Genomic DNA, 18,755 nt, shown 5'->3' on the forward strand with positions numbered 1-18,755 from the left:
TTGACGTGAGTTTAGCGAAAGACTAGAACAAAAAAAGAACAAAAAACCTGTGCGTTTTGGGGAGGGGAGGGCGACCTTTCCTCCCGGCATGCGTTAAGGTGCTGACGAATTTTTGGAAGAGACCCGGCCTGGCCGGGCAGCAAGATCGACTGCCATCAGGGCAGCAGGGATGGTGAGCATGGCTGGCAGCGTCAACAAGGTGATCCTGGTCGGAAATCTGGGGGCGGATCCTGAAATCCGTCGTACGCAGGACGGTCGGCCGATTGCCAATCTTCGGATTGCGACCTCGGAAAGCTGGCGCGACCGCAACAGCGGCGAGCGCCGCGAAAAGACCGAATGGCATACGGTCGTCATTTTCAACGAAGGCCTCTGCAAGGTGGCCGAGCAGTACCTCAAGAAGGGCTCGACCGTTTATGTCGAGGGCCAGCTGCAGACGCGCAAGTGGCAGGACCAGAACGGTCAGGATCGCTACTCGACGGAAGTCGTCCTGCAGGGCTTCAACTCCACGCTGACCATGCTCGGGGGCCGCGGCGACGGTGCCGGGCAGGGCGGCGGTCGCGGCATGTCCCAGGGTGGTGACTTCGGCGGCGGTGGCGGCAATTACGGCGGTGGCTACGACGATTACGGCTCCGGCGGCGGCGGTGGTTCGCCTGCCCGCGGCGGCGGCGGCGGAAGCCGCGGCGGCGCACAAGGCGGGGGTGGCTTCTCCAGTGATCTCGATGACGACATTCCGTTCTGATCGACGTTTTTCAAGCCCGCAGGTTCTGCCTGCGGGTTTTGTGTTTTCAGGAAAGGATCATGATGCTCGCGCTGCGCCCCAACTGCGAATGCTGTGACCGGGATCTTCCGCCGGAGAGCGCCGATGCGCTGATCTGCACTTTCGAATGTACCTGGTGCCTCGATTGTGCGGAGACCGTGCTGGGAATGCGTTGCCCCAACTGTAGCGGCAACCTGGTTTCACGTCCTATCCGGCCGACACATCTGCTTGAGAAGTACCCGCCGTCGAGCAATCGTGTCCTGTCTTCCCTGGATGTATGCCAGGAGGTGCGGGCACGTCGCCGGACCGCCTGAGCCGGCTCAGCCGAGCCGGAAAGCGGATTTCACGCCATCCACCACGAACTGGACAGAGAGCGCCGCGAGGATCACGCCCAGAAGGCGGGTCATGATCGCCCGTCCGGTGACGCCCAGAAGCTTGTCGAAGCGGTCTGCAATCAGCATGACCAGGAACAGCAAGCCGATCGAGAAGCCGATGACGCCCAGAAGCTCCACACGCTCCAGCGTGCCGGGCATGGAGCCAGCAATCAGGATCGTGGCGGAAATTGCACCGGGACCGGCGATCAGCGGCAGGGCGAGCGGGAAGACGGCGACGTGATGGATGTGGTCCTTGGTGATGGCCACTTCCGAGGTCTTTTCCTTGCGCTCCTGACGCTTCTCGAAAATCATCTCGAAGGCGATCCAGAACAGCAGCATGCCGCCGGCGATACGGAAGGCGCCGATGGAAATGCCGAGCGTTCCGAGGACTTTCGACCCGAAGAGCGCGAAGACCGCAAGGATCCCAAACGCGATCAGACAGCCGCGCACCGCCACCTGCTTTCGCTGGTCCCGGTTCATGCCGGCGGTGAGACCGAGGAACAGGGGCGCCATGCCGGGAGGATCGAGCGTCACGATGAGCGTCGTAAAGGCACTGATCAGCGCTTCCATAGGCCTTGGTTCTCCATCGGATCGTTTTGCGTGGCCAGAATCGCATCCGGCAGAGGTCGATTATAGGCATAAACGACAGCGAATGCACGGCATCGCGGATGGGCCGGGCTGAGAGCGCGGGCATGGCCCGGAGCCCTGCCTTCGAATTGGCTCACTTCCTGTGTAAAACCTTGCTCTACCGGCCAAAAACGCCCCGCAAATTGGCGCTACAGGGCGCTTTCCGCTATAAAAATCTGACTGATTCTCAACAGAGATGTGATCCGAATTGACTGACTTATCCACACCAGGCGGCGGGAAGCTCCCCCCAGGCATCGAACCCATTTCCATCATGGAGGAAATGCAGCGGTCGTACCTCGATTACGCAATGAGCGTGATCGTGAGCCGTGCGCTGCCCGACGTGCGCGACGGCTTGAAGCCCGTGCATCGCCGTATCCTGTACGGCATGTCGGAACTGGGCATCGACTGGAACAAGAAATACGTCAAATGCGCCCGTGTGACCGGGGACGTGATGGGTAAATATCACCCGCACGGCAACCTGGCGATCTATGATGCGCTGGCGCGCATGGCGCAGGACTGGTCGCTCCGCCTGCCGCTGATCGACGGGCAGGGCAATTTCGGCTCTATCGACGGCGACCCGCCGGCAGCCGAGCGCTACACGGAATGCCGTCTCCAGAAGGCCGCCCATTCGCTGCTCGACGACCTGGACAAGGAAACGGTCGACTTCCGCGACAACTATGACGGCACCCTTCATGAGCCGGTCGTCGTTCCCGCGAAATTCCCCAATCTGCTGGTCAACGGCGCGGGCGGCATCGCGGTCGGCATGGCGACCAATATCCCGCCGCACAATCTCTCCGAAGTGATCGACGGCTGCATCGCGCTGATCGACGATCCCGCCATCGACCTGCCCGAGATGATGAAGATCATTCCGGGTCCGGACTTTCCGACGGGCGCGCTGGTGCTCGGCCGGGCCGGCATCAAATCGGCCTACGAGACGGGCAGGGGCTCCGTGATCATGCGCGGCCGTGCCCGCATCGAGCCGATGCGCGGTGACCGGGAGCAGATCATCATCACCGAGGTTCCCTATCAGGTGAACAAGGCGACGATGATCGAGAAGATGGCCGAACTGGTGCGCGAGAAGCGCATCGAGGGCATTTCCGATCTGCGCGACGAGTCGGACCGCGAAGGCTACCGCGTCGTGATCGAGCTGAAGCGCGATGCGAATGCGGAAGTGATTCTCAACCAACTCTATCGCTACACCCCGCTGCAGACCTCCTTCGGCTGCAACATGGTGGCGCTGAACGGCGGCAAGCCGGAGCAGCTCGCGCTGCTCGACATGTTGCGTGCTTTCGTGGCTTTCCGCGAGGAAGTGGTCAGCCGACGGACAAAGTACCTGCTGCGCAAGGTGCGCGAGCGGGCGCATGTGTTGGTGGGTCTTGCCATCGCGGTCGCCAATATCGACGAGATCATCCGCCTCATCCGCACCGCACCCGATCCGCAGACGGCGCGCGAGCAGCTGATGGAGCGCCGCTGGCCGGCCGCCGACGTGGAATCGTTGATCCTGCTGATCGACGATCCGCGCCACAGGATCAACGAGGACGGTACCTATAACCTTTCCGAGGAGCAGGCCCGCGCCATCCTCGAGCTGCGTCTTGCCCGCCTAACGGCACTTGGCCGCGACGAAATCGGCGACGAACTTGCCAAGATCGGCGGCGAGATCAAGGACTACCTCGATATCCTCTCGTCCCGTCTGCGCATCCAGACCATCGTGAAGGACGAACTCGCCGCGGTCCGCGACGAATTCGGCACGCCGCGCCGCACGGAAATCGTCGATGGCGGCCCGGACATGGACGACGAGGACCTGATCGCCCGGGAAGACATGGTCGTGACCGTGTCCCACCTCGGCTACATCAAGCGGGTGCCGCTGACCACCTATCGCGCCCAGCGTCGCGGCGGCAAGGGCCGTTCCGGCATGGCAACCCGCGACGAGGATTTCGTCACGCGGCTCTTCGTGGCGAATACGCATACGCCGGTTCTGTTCTTCTCCTCCCGTGGCATCGTCTACAAGGAGAAGGTCTGGCGCCTGCCGATCGGCACGCCGCAGTCCAAGGGCAAGGCCCTGATCAACATGCTGCCGCTCGAGCAGGGCGAACGCATCACGACCATCATGCCGCTGCCCGAGGACGAGACGACGTGGGACAACCTCGACGTCATGTTCTCGACCACGCGTGGCACGGTGCGCCGCAACAAGCTGTCGGACTTTGTGCAGGTCAACCGCAACGGCAAGATCGCCATGAAGCTGGAGGATGACGGCGACGAAATCCTCTCGGTCGAGACCTGTACGGATCGCGATGACGTGCTGCTGACGACCGCGCTCGGTCAGGCCATCCGCTTCTCGGTCGATGACGTGCGCGTCTTCGCTGGCCGTAACTCCATCGGTGTCCGCGGCATTTCGCTGGCGGAGAGTGATCGCCTCATTTCGATGACGATCATCAGCCATGTGGATGCGGAGGCCTGGGAGCGTGCCGCCTATCTCAAGCGTTCCGCCGCCGAACGCCGCGCCAGCGGTGTTGACGAGGAAGATATTGCGCTGGTCGGCGAAGAAGTCACCGAAATGGGCGATCTCTCGGAAGAGCGGTACCAGGAGCTGAAGGCGCGGGAGCAGTTCGTGCTCACCGTTTCCGAGAAAGGCTATGGCAAGCGTTCATCGTCCTATGATTTCCGCATCTCCGGCCGTGGCGGCAAGGGCATCCGCGCCACCGACACGTCGAAGACCAACGAAATCGGCGAACTGGTGGCCGCTTTCCCCGTCGAGGAAAAGGATCAGCTCATGCTGGTGTCCGATGGGGGGCAGCTCATCCGCGTGCCGGTTGATGGCATTCGCATCGCCAGCCGCGCAACAAAGGGCGTAACGATCTTCTCGACGGCGCAAGATGAAAAGGTCGTGTCTGTCGAGCGGATCAGTGAGCCTGAGGGCGATGACGATCCGATTGCAGAGGCAGAAGTCGTGGAAACGATGGCGCAGGGCGAGCCTGCTCCTGACACGGAAGAGGGCGAGGGCGCCTGAGGCGCCCAACCCCGGTTCGACAAATCAAAAAGCCGGAGGTGGCGAACCTCCGGCTTTTTTCTATTTCTGGAACTGGCCGCGTGGGAAGTCGCAGCGATCAGGAGTGCAGTACGGGCATATCGTCGCCGTCGTGCTGTTCGCGGCGCATCTCCGAAAATGCGGAGGCCATGCTTCCGAAAAACATCAGGCCGATGAGGGCGGCGAGCATTATCAAACTCATTACCATCTCAATTCCCTCCATCCTTGGGGACTGTCTCGTCCCGCAGCCACGAGCATGAAATGCGATTATGAATGGGCGGTTACGACCCGTGAGGTGGTGTGGTGAATGGTTCGCGCATCATTGTCGGAAAGCGTGAACATCGCAGCGAACATAACACCCATCAGGGTCATCCAGCACACGCTGATCATGGTAATCTTATCGGGCATCTCGCTGATCCTCCAATATAATTTCTCTGTGCCTGGTGTCTGGAATTCGAACTTCAACGCGGCACGCGAGAGGAAAGTTCCGTGAGGAAAGCATTAAGCATGATCGTAATCTTCCTCATCCAACCGTCCTCTCATGGGCCGGCTGGAACCGGTCGGGACGTCGCCGGGGTAAATGGCCGGGCGTCCTTTTGGTTCCATGAGCGATGTTTAACCATCCGTCGCCTGAAACCATCTTGAATAGTCCGTTCATCTGCCGTTCATCTTGCCCGCTTCGCTCGCGTCTGGCGGCGCTGCACTTGCGGCGCACGGCCATCCGTGACAAAAGGCGAGCCGGAAATTCAAATCGGACCGACCATGACGACCGCCTTTTATCCCGGGTCTTTCGACCCGCTGACCAATGGCCATATGGACGTGCTGCTTCAGGCGCTGAACATCGCCGACAAGCTGGTGGTTGGTATCGGCATTCATCCGGGCAAGGTGCCCTTGTTTACCTTCGAGGAACGGGCCGGCCTGCTTGAGGCAAGCCTGGCTGCAGCGCTGCCCGAAGCGCGCCAGCGTGTAAGCGTGGTCTCCTTCGCCAATCTCGTGGTGGATGCGGCCCGGGCGCAGGGTGCTTCTCTGCTGATCCGCGGTCTGCGCGACGGAACCGATCTCGATTACGAAATGCAGATGGCCGGCATGAACAGCCGCATGGCGCCTGATGTGCAGACGGTGTTTCTGCCCGCAGGCACCCTGTCGCGGCCCATAACGGCCACATTGGTGCGGCAGATAGCCGGCATGGGTGGCGATGTGAGCCCATTCGTACCGCCGCAGGTGCTGGGACCGCTCGCTGCGAAGATGCAAAAACGATAAAAGCCTTTATCGATCTGAAGAGAACGGAGCTTTCATGAAGATCTTCAAACTGGCCTTCGCCGGACTTCTGGTTGCCGCCTCGCTTACGGGCGCGGCGCGCGCAGCCGACATGCTGACCATCCAGCTGAAGGACGGTCCGGTCGTGATCGAGCTTGCCAATGATGTCGCGCCCAAGCATGTGGCGCGCATCAAGGAACTCGCCTCCAAGGGCGCCTATGACAACGTGGTCTTCCACCGGGTGATCGACGGCTTCATGGCCCAGACGGGCGACGTGAAATACGGCAATGCCGACAAGGGTTACGAACCGTTGCTCGCCGGCACCGGCGGTTCCGACTTGCCCGACCTGCCTGCCGAATTCTCCGACAAGCCTTTCGAACGGGGTACCGTCGGCATGGCGCGCGCGCAGGACCCGAATTCTGCCAATTCCCAGTTTTTCATCATGTTCGCGCCCGGCGATTTCCTGAACGGCCAGTATACGGTCGTCGGCAAAGTCGTTTCCGGCATGGACGCCGTGGACAAGATCAAGCGCGGTGAGGGCGGCAACGGGGAAGTCACCGACCCTGACCGGATGATCAAGGTTACCGTCGGCGCGCAGTGAGCCGCCGCACGCAACGAAGGGGGCGATGACGTCGCCCTCGCCAAAATGGGGCACGGGACCCCCAACGAAGGAGAAGAGACATGGCCGAGATCAAGGATCCGGAAAACACGATCGTCATGGAAACCACGAAGGGCAAGGTTGTGATCCAGCTTCTTCCCGACGTGGCCCCCGGCCATGTGGCCCGCATCAAGGAACTGGCGCGTGAAAAGGCCTATGACGGCGTGGTGTTTCACCGCGTGATCGAGGACTTCATGGCCCAGACCGGCGACGTCCAGTATGGCAAGCAGGGTTCCGACAGCTTCAATCCGGCCCGGGCCGGCATGGGCGGCTCTGAAAAGCCGGACCTGAAGGCGGAATTTTCGAACATGAGCCATGTGCGCGGCACCTGCTCCATGGCCCGCAGCCAGAACCCCAACTCGGCCAATTCGCAGTTTTTCATCTGCTTCACCGATGCACCCTGGCTGAACCGCCAGTATTCGGTCTGGGGTCAGGTGATCGAAGGCATGGACACTGTCGACCAGATCAAGCGCGGCGAGCCCGTGAAGGATCCCGACGTCATCGTCTCCATGCGGGTTGCCGCCGATCTCTGATCGGTTTGTACCAGGAAACAACCCGCCCGATGTCTCCATGGCGCCGGGCGGGTTTCGCTTTGTAAAGGGAAGGGCGCTGCATGCGCGTAGACCTGTTCGATTTCGACCTGCCTGAGGAGAATATCGCGCTTCGGCCTGCCGAACCGCGCGACAGCGCTCGCCTGCTTGTCGTGAAGCCCGGGCAAATGCCGGAGCTTTCCGATCAGGTGGTCAGGGATCTCGCGCATTTCCTGCGGCCTGGCGATGCCATGGTGTTCAACGACACCCGTGTCATCCCCGCGCAGCTGGAGGGGGTCCGGTTGCGCGACGGAGCGGAACGCACCCCCGTTTCCTGCACCTTGCACATGCGTGTCGGCGCGAGCCGATGGAAAGCCTTTGCCCGTCCCGGCAAGCGGATCAAGCAGGGTGACCGGATCGATTTCGGTAGCGGAACGGGCGAGACTTGCCTGCTGGGCACGCTGGTCGCCACCGTCGCCGAAAAGGGGGAGGCGGGTGAGATCGAACTTGCTTTCGATTTCTCCGGACCGGATCTCGACCAGGCCATCGCTGCCGTCGGCCACATTCCGCTGCCGCCCTATATCGCCGCCAAGCGGCACGAGGACGAACGCGACCGCAAGGACTACCAGACCATTTATGCGCGCGAAGAGGGCGCCGTGGCCGCCCCGACCGCTGGCCTGCACTTCACGCCGGAGCTTTTCGCACGCCTCGATGCGGCGGGCGTCGAACGGCACTTCGTGACCCTCCATGTGGGCGCGGGGACCTTCCTGCCCGTCAAGGCGGACGATACGGCCGATCACAAGATGCATTCCGAAATCGGCCATGTGAGTGCGGAGACTGCCGCGGCGCTCAATGCGGTGAAGGCGAGGGGCGGGCGCATCGTTTCCGTCGGCACCACCTCGCTGCGCTTGCTCGAAAGTGCCGCAGAAGTGGATGGAACGCTAAAGGCATGGTCAGGCGCGACCGACATCTTCATCACGCCCGGCTACCGCTTCCGTTTTGTCGATGTCCTCATGACCAATTTCCACCTGCCGAAATCGACGCTTTTCATGCTGGTTTCCGCCTTTTCCGGGCTGGAAACCATGCGAAACGCCTATAACCACGCCATTTCAACGGGTTACCGCTTCTATTCCTACGGGGATGGCAGCCTGCTTTTCCGGGATGACCGATGACCTTCGCCTATGACGATACGGTGCGTGACGCACCCACCGAGAACTTCCAGTTTCACCTGAAGAAGACCGACGGGAAGGCGCGGCTTGGCGCTATCACCATGCCGCGCGGTACGATCCGAACGCCAGCCTTTATGCCTGTCGGCACCGTCGGTACGGTCAAGGCGATGTACCTGGATCAAGTGAGGGATCTCGGCGCAGATATCATTCTCGGCAACACCTACCATCTGATGCTGCGGCCCGGCCCGGAGCGCGTGGCGCGCCTCGGCGGTCTGCACGAACTGATCCGCTGGCCGCACCCGATCCTGACGGACAGCGGCGGCTTTCAGGTCATGTCGCTCTCCGGGCTGCGCAAGCTCGACGAACGGGGCGTGACCTTCAAGAGCCATATCGACGGCCGTGAACACCACATGTCGCCCGAACGCTCCATCGAGATACAGGGCCTGCTGGGCAGCGATATCCAGATGCAGCTCGACGAATGCGTGGCACTTCCGGCAGAACCGAAGGAAATCCAGCGAGCCATGGAAATGTCGCTGCGCTGGGCGGATCGTTGCAAGGTTGCTTTCGGCAACCAGCCGGGCAAGGCCATGTTCGGCATCGTTCAAGGGGGCGATATCGAGGCGCTCCGCGTGAAAAGCGCGGAAGGCCTCAAGGAGCTGGACTTGAAGGGCTACGCGGTCGGCGGGCTTGCTGTCGGCGAGCCGCAGGACGTCATGCTGCGCATGCTTGACGCGACGCTGCCGGTTCTTCCGACGGAAAAGCCGCGCTATCTCATGGGCGTCGGGACACCGGACGACATCCTGAAATCCGTCGCCTGCGGAATCGACATGTTCGACTGCGTGATGCCGACCCGGTCGGGCCGCCACGGGCTGGCCTTCACCCGGCGTGGAAAGGTCAACATCCGCAACGCGCGCCACGCGGAAGACACGCGTCCGCTGGATGAGCAGTCGAGCTGCCCGGCCAGCCGCGGTTATTCCCGTGCCTATCTCCACCATCTCGTCCGCGCCAACGAAGCGCTGGGCGGCATGCTGCTGTCCTGGCACAATCTTGCTTACTATCAGGAGCTGATGCAGGGTATCCGGACGGCGATTGCCGAGGACAGGTTCGCCGATTTCATGGCGGAAACGCAGGAAATGTGGGCAAAAGGCGATATCGAGCCCGTATAAAACAAAATAAAAACAGATGCTTAGGGTAGGGGGCTCCCCTACCCTTGATCAGCTTCAGATGCCTTGGCTGGTCGTGTTCTTGAACATCTGGACACCATTGATGCGGTAGCCGCCGTCCGGCTGGCGCAGCAATTCATAGACCGCAGACCAATCCAGTCCGTCCTTTCCCTGAATCAGGACTTCCTGGAAAACGGCAGCCCCATTGCCGACGACACGGGAACGACCGAAAGCATAGTTTCCGGGCCTGTAGACGGGCTGATAGCTTTTCCGCACCATGGCAAAGAAGCGATCCTTGTCGGGAAACAGGCTTTTTATGGACGGCGAGGCAAAGGCATAGGCGGTATCGGCGTCATCGGTGAGAAATGCTTCGATCTGTTTGGTGATAACCGATTGCGCATCTGTTGTCGGATCTGCCCATGCCGTACCGGTCCATGGCAGAAGTGCCAGGCCCGCGACAAGGGCAGCCAAAACCCAACGGCGTCCAGTGAGGCAGAATTCCGTGCGGCGCATCTCTCAAACCTTCCGAGCGTGGGAAAATCGACAGTCTTAAGCTAGGGCAGAGCCAAGCGCGCGGGAAGACCGGCGGCATTGAAAAGAACGACCGCACCAAAGGCAAAATCCAAATCACATAAGATAGATTATGGAACTTATTGATATGCCCGATCCGGCATCGCGTCCATCAGGCTGGATTGCGTCGATCCTTGCGCAGCCAGGGATAAGCACTGACGGTGATGACACCGGTCAGGACGCAGACGGCGCCGATGACGAATTCGCGCGTCAAGGGTTCGCCCAGAAGAACGATGCCGGCGATTACGCCGAGAATGGGCGTCAGGAAGGAAAAGACGCCCAGCTGTCCAGCCTTGTACTTCGTCAGCAGCTGGAACCAGACGAGATAGCTGAAGAAGGATACGACGAAGCCCTGAAAGGCAATGTTGGCGAAGACGGCAGGACCGGGATTGATGGTGCCTTGGCCCATGGAGATGGCGGCGGATGTCATGCAGACGAAGCCGGTGGCCAGCTGGTAGAACAGCGTATGGGCACCGGGCGCACGGCTGAGCGCCGTTCCGCGAATGATCACTGTGGACAGACCCCAGCATGCGCCGCCAAGCAGCGCGAAGAGATCGCCGATCAGCATCTGCGGCAAATCCTGTCCGACATTGGTTTCATGGGCCAGAAAGGCAATCGCGATGCCCGCTGAGGCCACGGCTATTCCTGCCCACTGCATGGGAGCAAGTCGCTCCGATGGCAGAAGCCAATGCAGGCCCAGTGCCGCAAAGATCGGCGCCGTGTAGAGGAAGACCACGACATGGGAGGCGGATGTCAGCTTGATGCTTTCGCCGACAAGGATGAACTCGATGGAGAAGACGAGCCCTGCCCCGATCCCGGCGATCAGCAGATTGCGCGCCAGAGAAATGCGCTCGCGCCGGATGGCAATCAGTATCAGAACGCAGGCCGCTGCTATCCCGGAGCGCAAGCCGATCTGGAGCACCGGTGGCGCATCCGCAGCGGTCACCTTCAGCCCGATTTGCTGAACCGCCCAGATCGAGCAGCACATCAGCATCAGGAGAACGGCCTGTCCGTCCATTGGCTTGCGGACATCCACTGCATTTCTCCTGATGGATCAGTTGGTTACGTCAATTTCCATGACGAGTCCGTCATAGGCTGGTTCCACATGCGGCGGAGTTTCCCCCATCACCGTCTCATAGTCCAGAGGCGTATGCATATGGGTCAGCACGGCACGCTTCGGCTGAACATGCTCGATCCAGCCAAGCGATTGCTCGAGCGAAAGATGGCTCGGGTGAAAGCGGTATTGCAGCGTATCGATGATCAGCACATCGAGATCGAAGAGTTTGCCCACGGTCTCTTCCGGAAAGTCGCTGACATCGCTGCAATAGGCGAGATCACCGATGCGGAAGCCGAGCGAGATGATATCGCCATGAATCTGCTTCAGCGGGCGAAATTCGATCGCCCCACCCGCCCCTTCGATCACGACCGGTTTTTCCAGGTCTTCGATCAGTTCCGGCCGGACAATCGGCGGATAACTGGAACCCGGCGGCGTTTCGAGGCAATAGCCGAAGCCCTGGCGGATGCGCTCCATGGTGATGGGTTCGGCATATATGGGAATGCGTTTGTGCGTGGCGTGGAAATAGCCCCTGAGATCGTCGATCCCGTGCAGATGATCGGCATGCGCGTGGGTATAAAGAACCGCATCGATATGCTGCACGCCGGCATTGATCATCTGCTGCCGGAAATCGGGGCCTGTATCGATGACAACCGAGGTTTTGCCGCCATCCTCGCCGATCTGCTCTACCAGAAAGGCCGCCCGGAGCCGCCGATTGCGCGGGTTGTTCGGATCGCAGGCGCCCCAGTCGCCGGTAATGCGCGGCACGCCCGGCGAAGATCCGCATCCGAGAATGGTGAAGCGCCGTGTTATCGCCACGCGTCAGATCCTTGGCAGTTTTGAGAAGATCCGGTAGGCGTTGTCCGTGCTGGCCGCCGCCATATCCTCGTAAGAAACGCCCTTGGCGTCGGCCAGAAATTCCGCCGTGTTGACCACATAGGAAGGTTCGTTTCGCCTCCCTCGCCATTTCTTTGGCGCGAGATATGGCGCATCCGTTTCCACCAGCAGACGGTCCATCGGCACCGTGGCCGCTATCTCGCGGATCTCTTCCGACTTCGGGAAGGTGAGAATCCCCGAAAAGGACACATAACCGCCCATCTCCACGCCCACCCGGGCAAGCTCGGCGCCCGAGGAGAAGCAGTGGAGAATGAAGGGGAACGCCCCCTTCCCTGTTTCGTCTCTCAGAATGGAAGCCATATCCTCGTCTGCCGAACGGCTGTGGATCACCAGCGGCAGCCCAGTCCGGCGAGCGGCGTCGATATGGACCAGCAGGCCGGTCTTTTGGTCTTCCGGCTTCTGCGTGTCGTAAAAATAATCCAGTCCAGCCTCGCCGATAGCCACGACCTTCTCGTTGTCGGAAAGACGCACCAGCTCGTCTGCCGTAACGTCAAGCTCTTCGTTGGCATTGTTGGGATGGGTGCCCACCGAGCAGAATACGGAAGGAAAACGGGCGCATATGTCCAGAAGCTGAGGCAGCTTCCGCACCCGGGTCGAAATGGTGACCATCTGCTTGACGCCTGCCGCATGCGCACGGGCCACGACCTGATCCAGTTCCTCGGCGAAATCGGGGAAATCCAGATGGCAATGGGTATCGATCAGCACCGGCTCAATCCTCCTTGGGGACATAACGCGGGAAGACCGGCGTCGGCGCAACGAGCGGTGTGCCGGCGGTCAACCTGCCCTTTTCGCCCAGCCATTCGAAGGAGCGGCGGTCTTCCGGGACGGCGACGAGATCAAGCAGCTTGCCCGCCGAGGCAGGCACGAAGGGCTGCAGCAGGATGGAGATCTGCCGCACCACTTCTGCGGTGACGTAAAGCACGGTCGCCATGCGGGCAGGGTCCGTCTTTTTCAGAGCCCAGGGCTCCTGGCCCGCAAAATAGCGATCGCCTTCGGAAACCAGCGCAATGATCGCCGTCAGCGCCTTGTGAATTTGCAACCGGTTCATTTCCTCACGCGCGGTCGCGACGGTCTCGTCGGCAAGAGCAAGGATTGCCTTGTCCGCATCGGTCAGTTCACCCGGCGCGGGAATGGCACCATCGCAGTTCTTGACAATCATGGACAGCGAGCGGCTTGCCAGATTGCCGATGCCGTTCGCAAGATCCGCATTTATGCGAATTCCGATCTGTTCTTCGCTATAGGAACCGTCCTGGCCGAAGGAGACTTCGCGCAGGAAGAAATAGCGCACCTGATCAAGGCCGAAATGGTTCACCAGATTGACCGGGTCCACCACGTTGCCGAGCGATTTCGACATCTTCTCGCCCTTGTTGAGCAGGAAGCCGTGGGCGAAGACCCTCTCCGGAAGCGGAACGCCTGCCGACATCAGGAAGGCGGGCCAGTAGACCGCGTGGAAACGGATGATGTCCTTGCCGATGATGTGAATGTTGGCGGGCCAGAACTTTGCCCGCTCGCCGCCCTCGATCCAGCCGGTGGCGGTGAGGTAATTGGTCAGCGCGTCCACCCAGACATACATGACATGGGCGGGATCGCCGGGAACCGGAATGCCCCAGTCGAAGGTGGTGCGTGAAATCGAAAGATCCTTCAGGCCCGACTTCACGAAGGAGATGATCTCGTTCTTCCGCTCCTGCGGACCGATGAACTCGGGATTCGCTTCGTAGTGCGCCAGAAGCCGGTCGCCATAGGCGGACAAGCGGAAGAAATAGCTTTCCTCCGACACCCATTCCACCGGCGTGCCCTGTGGCCCGTAGCGCACCCCATCCGCCCTCACCTCGGTCTCGTCCTCGGCGTAGAAGGCTTCGTCGCGCACCGAATACCAGCCCGCGTAGCTGTCCTTGTAGATGTCGCCGTTCTTTTCCATGCGACGCCACAGTTCCTGCACGGTCTTGTGGTGGCGCTGTTCGGTGGTGCGGATGAAATCGTCGTTGGAGGCGTTCAGAAGCGTGGTCATCGCCCGGAACTCAGCGGAGTTGCGATCAGCGAGTGCCTGCGCAGTAATGCCCTCGTTGCGGGCCGTCTGCTGCATCTTCTGCCCATGCTCGTCCGTGCCCGTCAGGAAGAAGACCTCGCGGCCGTCAAGCCGCTGGAAACGCGCCATGGCATCGGTTGCAATCAGCTCATAGGCATGGCCGATATGGGGCTTGCCATTGGGATAGGAGATTGCCGTCGTGATGTAAAAAGGCGTCTTGTCGGTCATGATCCGGGGTGTCCGATGGTCTTGAAATCTTTGGCTGCCCGCTCTTAGCGCATGTTTGCGGCGGGTGAAACAGCAAGTTTGGAGAAAGCGTCAGGCGAAGGCTTCGAGAATGGACATGATCGTCTGCTTCTTGTCCAGATTATAGCCCTGGGAAATGGCGATCCGCTCTCCGAGATCGGTCGACAGACGGGAAAGGCGGTCGGCTTCGGCCAAATCACCGGCGATAGCCTGTTCCCGCGCCATGCGCATCAGCTCGCCCGTCACATGGCTGATGAAGAACCCGTGGATCACCTCGGCGTCCTTCGCAGCCAGCACATCCGCAAGCTTGTGCATCTTGCGGCGCCGGACCGGACCTTGCGAGGACAGGACCTCGCGAAAAGCCGCGATAATGTCCAACCCGCCATAATTGACGAGTTTCAAAGCTTCGCCGACGCTTCCGCCCGCAAGCGACAGCACTGTGTCCCGGGAGGCGGGGGGAACGGTCAGACCGAGATGGCCGAGAGCGGCCTCCATATCATGGGTACCGAGGGGCTCCAGCCTGAGGCGCATGCAGCGGGACCGGATCGTGGGCAACAATTTTCCCGGCGCATGGGTCAGAAGGAGGAGCAGCGATTTCTTTGGCGGTTCCTCCAGGATCTTCAGCAGAGCATTGGCGGCGTTCCGGTTCATGTCATCCGCCGGATCGATGATGGCGATCCGCCAATTGCCGGAGCCGGAGGTTTGGCCGAAGAACTTCCCGACTTTCCTCACCTCGTCTACCGTGATCGCGCTTTTCAGCCGACCGCTTTTCTCGTCGACCGGGCGTTCGACATGCAAGACATTGTGCGACGCGCCAGACGCCATCTGTCGCCCCAACACGGAACTGGGATCCGGCACATCGAGTTGCCCCGGTGCATCGAGAGGGCTCTCGTGTTTCAGGACGTGCGCGGCAAACCGAAAGGCCAGCGTCGCCTTGCCGATCCCTTCCGGCCCTTCGATCAAGATGGCGTGGTGTCCCTTGCCGGACCGGTAGGATTCAGCGAGGAAGGATTCCGCATCTGCATGGCCGAAGAGAGCAGTGTTTGCGGCGGGCGGAATCGCGCCGTCGAGCAATCCGGGGTCGGTTTCGCTCATCGCGCATTGTCCATGCGCTGACTGGCCCGGGCGGATGTCGGCTTCAACAGGATTTCCACAAGCTTTCTGATTTCTGCGGCGATTTCGTCCTCGCTGCGCGTGGCATCCACCACCTTGCAGCGCTCCGGCTCGCGGATCGCAATGTCCAGAAACCCATGCCGCCGCTTTTCGTGTGTATCGAGTTGCTCCCGTTCATACCGGTCGGGACCGGTGCGTTCCGCTTCTCCACGGCTGCGCGCCCGTTCAAGACCGATATCGGCCGGAATGTCCAGGATGATGGTTCTGTCCGGAACCACACCATTGACCGCGACCCGCTGCAGCGCCTCGATAAAGTCATGTTCCAGATTGCCGGTTACGCCCTGATAGACCCGCGAGCTGTCCATGAACCGGTCGCACAGAACGATGCTGCCTCTTTGCAGAGCCGGCCGGATGACCTGCTCGACGTGATCGGACCGCGCTGCCGCGAAGAGAAGGGCTTCCATGCGGGTGCCATAGGCCTCTGCCGCACCGTTCAGCAGAACATGGCGCACGGCCTCGGCCCCCGGCGACCCGCCAGGTTCCCGGGTCACCAGAACATCATGGCCCTTAGCCCGCAGGGCACCGGCCAAACGGTGGATCTGGGTGGACTTTCCCGCCCCTTCCCCGCCTTCAAAACTGATGAATAGACCCGAGCGCGCCAAGGATAACTTCCTGAAATGGGAGGCAGACCGCTGCCTTACCTCTTCCTTTAATCGAACTTCGGTTCCAGGCAAACCGTTCCCGCCGCTTCCAATGTACTTTTAGGCGGTCACCACCAGAAAAGCAGAAGCTCCTTCACGGCATCCAGCGCCCGGTCTGTCAGACTTCCCTCTGCCACGCTGCCGCTCGTGTAGAGAGGAACCTCGCGCAGCAGCTTGGGCCCGGCGTAAAGTGACAGTCTGCCCACTTCTTTGCCTGGCTCCACCGGCGCATAGATTGGCCAGCGATAGGTGATATGTCCTGTAATGCGCTCGGGGTTGGTCGAGGGGATGAAGACATCGACATCCTCCTTCGCCGCCACTTCCACCGAGGAGCGTACGCCGCCATAGACGCTGACCTCGCCTACGGGCTGTTGGGCCGCGAAGAGCTTGCGGTAGTCAAAATTGGCGAGGCCCCATTCGAGAACACGCTTGGCCTCTTCCTGGCGCTCCTTATCGGTGGCAAGCCCGCCCAGCGCAAGGAACAGCCGCTTGCCGTCGCGCTCGATGGAAACCGCGATGGAATAGCCCTGCCCTTCCGTGAAGCCTGCCGCAAGACCATCAATGCCGAGGCCCTGGGTTGCGAGCGGATTGCGATTGCGCTGGCGGATCTTGTTCCACTCGAAATCGGCTGCGACATAGGTCTTGTAGATCTCGGGATAGGTCTGCTGCAGGTGCCGGGACAGCAGGACGAGCTCCTTCATTGTCGTGCGGTTTCCAGGATCAGGCAGTCCGGACGCGTTCTTCAAGGTGGTGACCTTGAGGCCGAGATCGCGGGCACGGCTGGTCATGCGTTCGGCGAACTTCTCCTCCGAACCGGAAAGCCCCTCGCCGAGGATGATGCAGGCATCGTTGGCTGACAGGATGATCACCCCTTTCAGGAGGTCACCGACGGAGATTTCGGATTTGAGTGCAGCGAACATGGTCGCGGTGCCGGAGGGGGCGCCGCCGGTTCTCCAGGCATGTTCGCTGACCTTGAACGGTGTATCCGGGTTGATCTCCCCGTTCTCGATCGCCCCCGCAACCGTATCCACCACAAGGATCTTGGCCAGAGATGCCGGCGACACAGGCTCGTTCTCGCCCTTGGCGAGAAGCACGGTTCCGGTCTTCGCTTCGATCATATAGGCCTGCTTTGCCTTTGTGTCGAAGCCGCTCGCCGGTTGCTCTGCGGCAAACACGGAGCCACCGATCAGCACTGTCGCCAGCAAGCCGGTCACACACCGGCGCATGACCGCGTAAAGCCCTTGCGTGCGCCGAGCCGTCCGGGTTGCGAAAAGCGAATCCTGCTGAATTGTCGTCATGATTCCCGTCCACTGGTCCTGTGCCATCTAGCGACAGGCACCCGCCATTGCCAAGCGCGACGGTGCGAAATGGGCCAGTTGTGCCTATGGCCGCGCCAATGCGCGGCATCCTTGCAACGATTGGCGCCGAAGGCCGGTCAGGAATGGGATCGGCGATAGGAGGCGAGGATGGAGTCTGCGGTCAGCTCACCCTTGAAGATCAAAACGGCGTCGAAAGGACCTTCGGCATGATCGGGCACTTCGATATAGGCGGAAGCCGTCGATGCGCCGCCCAACGAGAACATGGGGCGTTCATAGGGGAACGGGCCCACGTCAGGAAGTGACGGGAAGCTTGCCAGTTCGGCTTGCGCATCCAGGGTGGCGGGTGCGGCGGCAACCGCCGGCATGGCGGCAAAGGCCGCGCCAGCATCCGCACGGGGTGCACCGCCGCTCGGCGTGCTGCCTTCATATCCAATAGCCGATGCCTGCGCATCCAGCGTCTGAACCTGCTTGCGCAGCGGTTCGGCCGAAGCGACCATCACACCCGTCGCAATCTGACCTTCCGGCATGACCGACGGTGCACGGCTGCCAGCCGGCCGATAGGATGCCATGAGCATCGGCATATCGTGACCATCCATCCGTGCACGGCCCACATACTGGACCCGCACCTTGCCCGTTCCGCTGTGCTTCAGATCGAGCATTTCGGCCGTCTTGCCCGAGAGATCGATAATGCGGTTCGAATGGTAGGGACCGCGATCGTTGACACGCACGATGATCGACGAACCGTTCTCGACGTTGGTTACCCGGGCGTAGGAAGGCAAGGGAAACGTCGGATGCGCTGCAGTCAGCCCCTGAAGATCGTAGACTTCACCATTGGCCGTCAGGCGACCGTGGAACGCGGACCCGTACCAGGACGCGACTCCGACCTTGTTATAGCTCTTGTCTTCCTTGGGGTAATAGGTCTTGCCCTTGACGACATAGGGCTTGCCGACCATGTAGCGGCCGCCGCCCTTCGGGACATTCTTGCCAAAAACGACGCGCGGACTGGCCTTCACACCATATTCGGACTCCGCGAAATATTCCTTGCCATGCTTTCCGGAGGACCGCGGACCTTGGGTGGTGCCGCAGGAAGCGAGCCCAACGCATAAAGCGCCCAGCGCGAACCATCGCATGCTGGAGGCCATGGAAAGTACCCCCCGTCCATCACGGCTCATGATCATTACCCTCAACGCATAACTCTTACAGGTTCACTGCCCGGCCCGGAATCCATAGCCCCCGGAGCAGTGTCGACCGGCTGCCAGAACATGCGCG

The 18,755-nt window shown here is 61.0% G+C and carries 18 protein-coding genes; 8 read left to right on the forward strand and 10 right to left on the reverse strand.

The features are described 5' to 3' along the window. The first annotated feature begins 178 nt into the window (after nt 1-178). Nucleotides 179-739 (forward strand): single-stranded DNA-binding protein, encoded by a 561-nt coding sequence (locus ACT54B_RS11745; protein WP_476045089.1) that lies wholly within the window; start codon nt 179-181, stop codon nt 737-739. Nucleotides 740-801: 62 nt separating this feature from the next. Then, complete coding sequence (locus ACT54B_RS11750) at nt 802-1,071, forward strand: DUF1272 domain-containing protein (protein ID WP_476045597.1); 270 nt, start codon at nt 802-804, stop codon at nt 1,069-1,071. Between the two features lie 6 nt (nt 1,072-1,077). On the opposite strand, the gene ACT54B_RS11755 is transcribed toward ACT54B_RS11750, so the two are convergent. Beyond that, the gene (locus tag ACT54B_RS11755; protein ID WP_476045090.1) at nt 1,078-1,701 is read right to left on the reverse strand and encodes a MarC family protein; all 624 of its coding nucleotides are present in this window, start codon (nt 1,699-1,701) and stop codon (nt 1,078-1,080) included. 265 nt (nt 1,702-1,966) lie between these two features. Between ACT54B_RS11755 and gyrA the strand changes: the two genes are divergently transcribed. The 6 genes from gyrA (at nt 1,967) to tgt (ending at nt 9,563) form a co-directional block, all read left to right on the forward strand. Next, the gene (gene gyrA / locus ACT54B_RS11760; RefSeq protein ID WP_476045091.1) at nt 1,967-4,765 is read left to right on the forward strand and encodes a DNA gyrase subunit A; all 2,799 of its coding nucleotides are present in this window, start codon (nt 1,967-1,969) and stop codon (nt 4,763-4,765) included. A 780-nt stretch (nt 4,766-5,545) separates the two neighbouring features. Then, a complete protein-coding gene (gene coaD, locus ACT54B_RS11765; protein WP_476045092.1) occupies nt 5,546-6,043 on the forward strand; it encodes a pantetheine-phosphate adenylyltransferase in 498 nt (165 codons plus the stop codon). Between the two features lie 34 nt (nt 6,044-6,077). Further along, nucleotides 6,078-6,641, forward strand: a complete 564-nt coding sequence (locus tag ACT54B_RS11770) for a peptidylprolyl isomerase (protein WP_476045093.1) — start codon at nt 6,078-6,080, stop codon at nt 6,639-6,641. Between the two features lie 80 nt (nt 6,642-6,721). After that, on the forward strand, nt 6,722-7,231 hold the full coding sequence (locus tag ACT54B_RS11775) for a peptidylprolyl isomerase (protein ID WP_476045095.1): 510 nt from the start codon (nt 6,722-6,724) through the stop codon (nt 7,229-7,231). An 80-nt stretch (nt 7,232-7,311) separates the two neighbouring features. Beyond that, complete coding sequence (gene queA / locus ACT54B_RS11780; RefSeq protein WP_476045097.1) at nt 7,312-8,400, forward strand: tRNA preQ1(34) S-adenosylmethionine ribosyltransferase-isomerase QueA; 1,089 nt, start codon at nt 7,312-7,314, stop codon at nt 8,398-8,400. Then, entirely contained in the window at nt 8,397-9,563 is a 1,167-nt protein-coding gene (gene tgt, locus ACT54B_RS11785) for a tRNA guanosine(34) transglycosylase Tgt (RefSeq protein WP_476045099.1), read from the forward strand. The genes queA and tgt overlap by 4 nt, the downstream gene beginning before the upstream one ends. 54 nt (nt 9,564-9,617) lie before the next feature. On the opposite strand, the gene ACT54B_RS11790 is transcribed toward tgt, so the two are convergent. The 9 genes from ACT54B_RS11790 to ACT54B_RS11830 all read right to left on the reverse strand — a co-directional run bounded on the left by ACT54B_RS11790 (nt 9,618) and on the right by ACT54B_RS11830 (nt 18,658). Continuing rightward, a complete protein-coding gene (locus tag ACT54B_RS11790) occupies nt 9,618-10,073 on the reverse strand; it encodes a DUF4864 domain-containing protein (protein ID WP_476045101.1) in 456 nt (151 codons plus the stop codon). Nucleotides 10,074-10,242: 169 nt separating this feature from the next. Continuing rightward, nucleotides 10,243-11,166, reverse strand: a complete 924-nt coding sequence (locus tag ACT54B_RS11795; protein ID WP_476045102.1) for a DMT family transporter — start codon at nt 11,164-11,166, stop codon at nt 10,243-10,245. 18 nt (nt 11,167-11,184) lie between these two features. Beyond that, complete coding sequence (locus tag ACT54B_RS11800; RefSeq protein ID WP_476045104.1) at nt 11,185-12,003, reverse strand: MBL fold metallo-hydrolase; 819 nt, start codon at nt 12,001-12,003, stop codon at nt 11,185-11,187. 3 nt (nt 12,004-12,006) lie between these two features. Continuing rightward, complete coding sequence (locus ACT54B_RS11805) at nt 12,007-12,786, reverse strand: TatD family hydrolase (protein ID WP_476045106.1); 780 nt, start codon at nt 12,784-12,786, stop codon at nt 12,007-12,009. Between the two features lie 4 nt (nt 12,787-12,790). Next, nucleotides 12,791-14,335: a methionine--tRNA ligase gene (metG, locus tag ACT54B_RS11810; protein ID WP_476045107.1), complete on the reverse strand. Its 1,545-nt coding sequence runs from the start codon at nt 14,333-14,335 to the stop codon at nt 12,791-12,793. A gap of 90 nt (nt 14,336-14,425) precedes the next feature. Beyond that, on the reverse strand, nt 14,426-15,448 hold the full coding sequence (locus ACT54B_RS11815) for a DNA polymerase III subunit delta' (RefSeq protein ID WP_476045108.1): 1,023 nt from the start codon (nt 15,446-15,448) through the stop codon (nt 14,426-14,428). Beyond that, nucleotides 15,445-16,128 (reverse strand): dTMP kinase, encoded by a 684-nt coding sequence (tmk, locus tag ACT54B_RS11820; RefSeq protein ID WP_476045109.1) that lies wholly within the window; start codon nt 16,126-16,128, stop codon nt 15,445-15,447. The genes ACT54B_RS11815 and tmk overlap by 4 nt, the downstream gene beginning before the upstream one ends. A 107-nt stretch (nt 16,129-16,235) precedes the next feature. Beyond that, nucleotides 16,236-17,393 (reverse strand): D-alanyl-D-alanine carboxypeptidase family protein, encoded by a 1,158-nt coding sequence (locus tag ACT54B_RS11825; protein ID WP_476045598.1) that lies wholly within the window; start codon nt 17,391-17,393, stop codon nt 16,236-16,238. Nucleotides 17,394-17,602: 209 nt separating this feature from the next. Beyond that, nucleotides 17,603-18,658, reverse strand: a complete 1,056-nt coding sequence (locus ACT54B_RS11830) for a septal ring lytic transglycosylase RlpA family protein (RefSeq protein ID WP_476045110.1) — start codon at nt 18,656-18,658, stop codon at nt 17,603-17,605. Nucleotides 18,659-18,755 lie beyond the last annotated feature (97 nt).

This window comes from Gellertiella sp. DMC107, assembly GCF_056313605.1.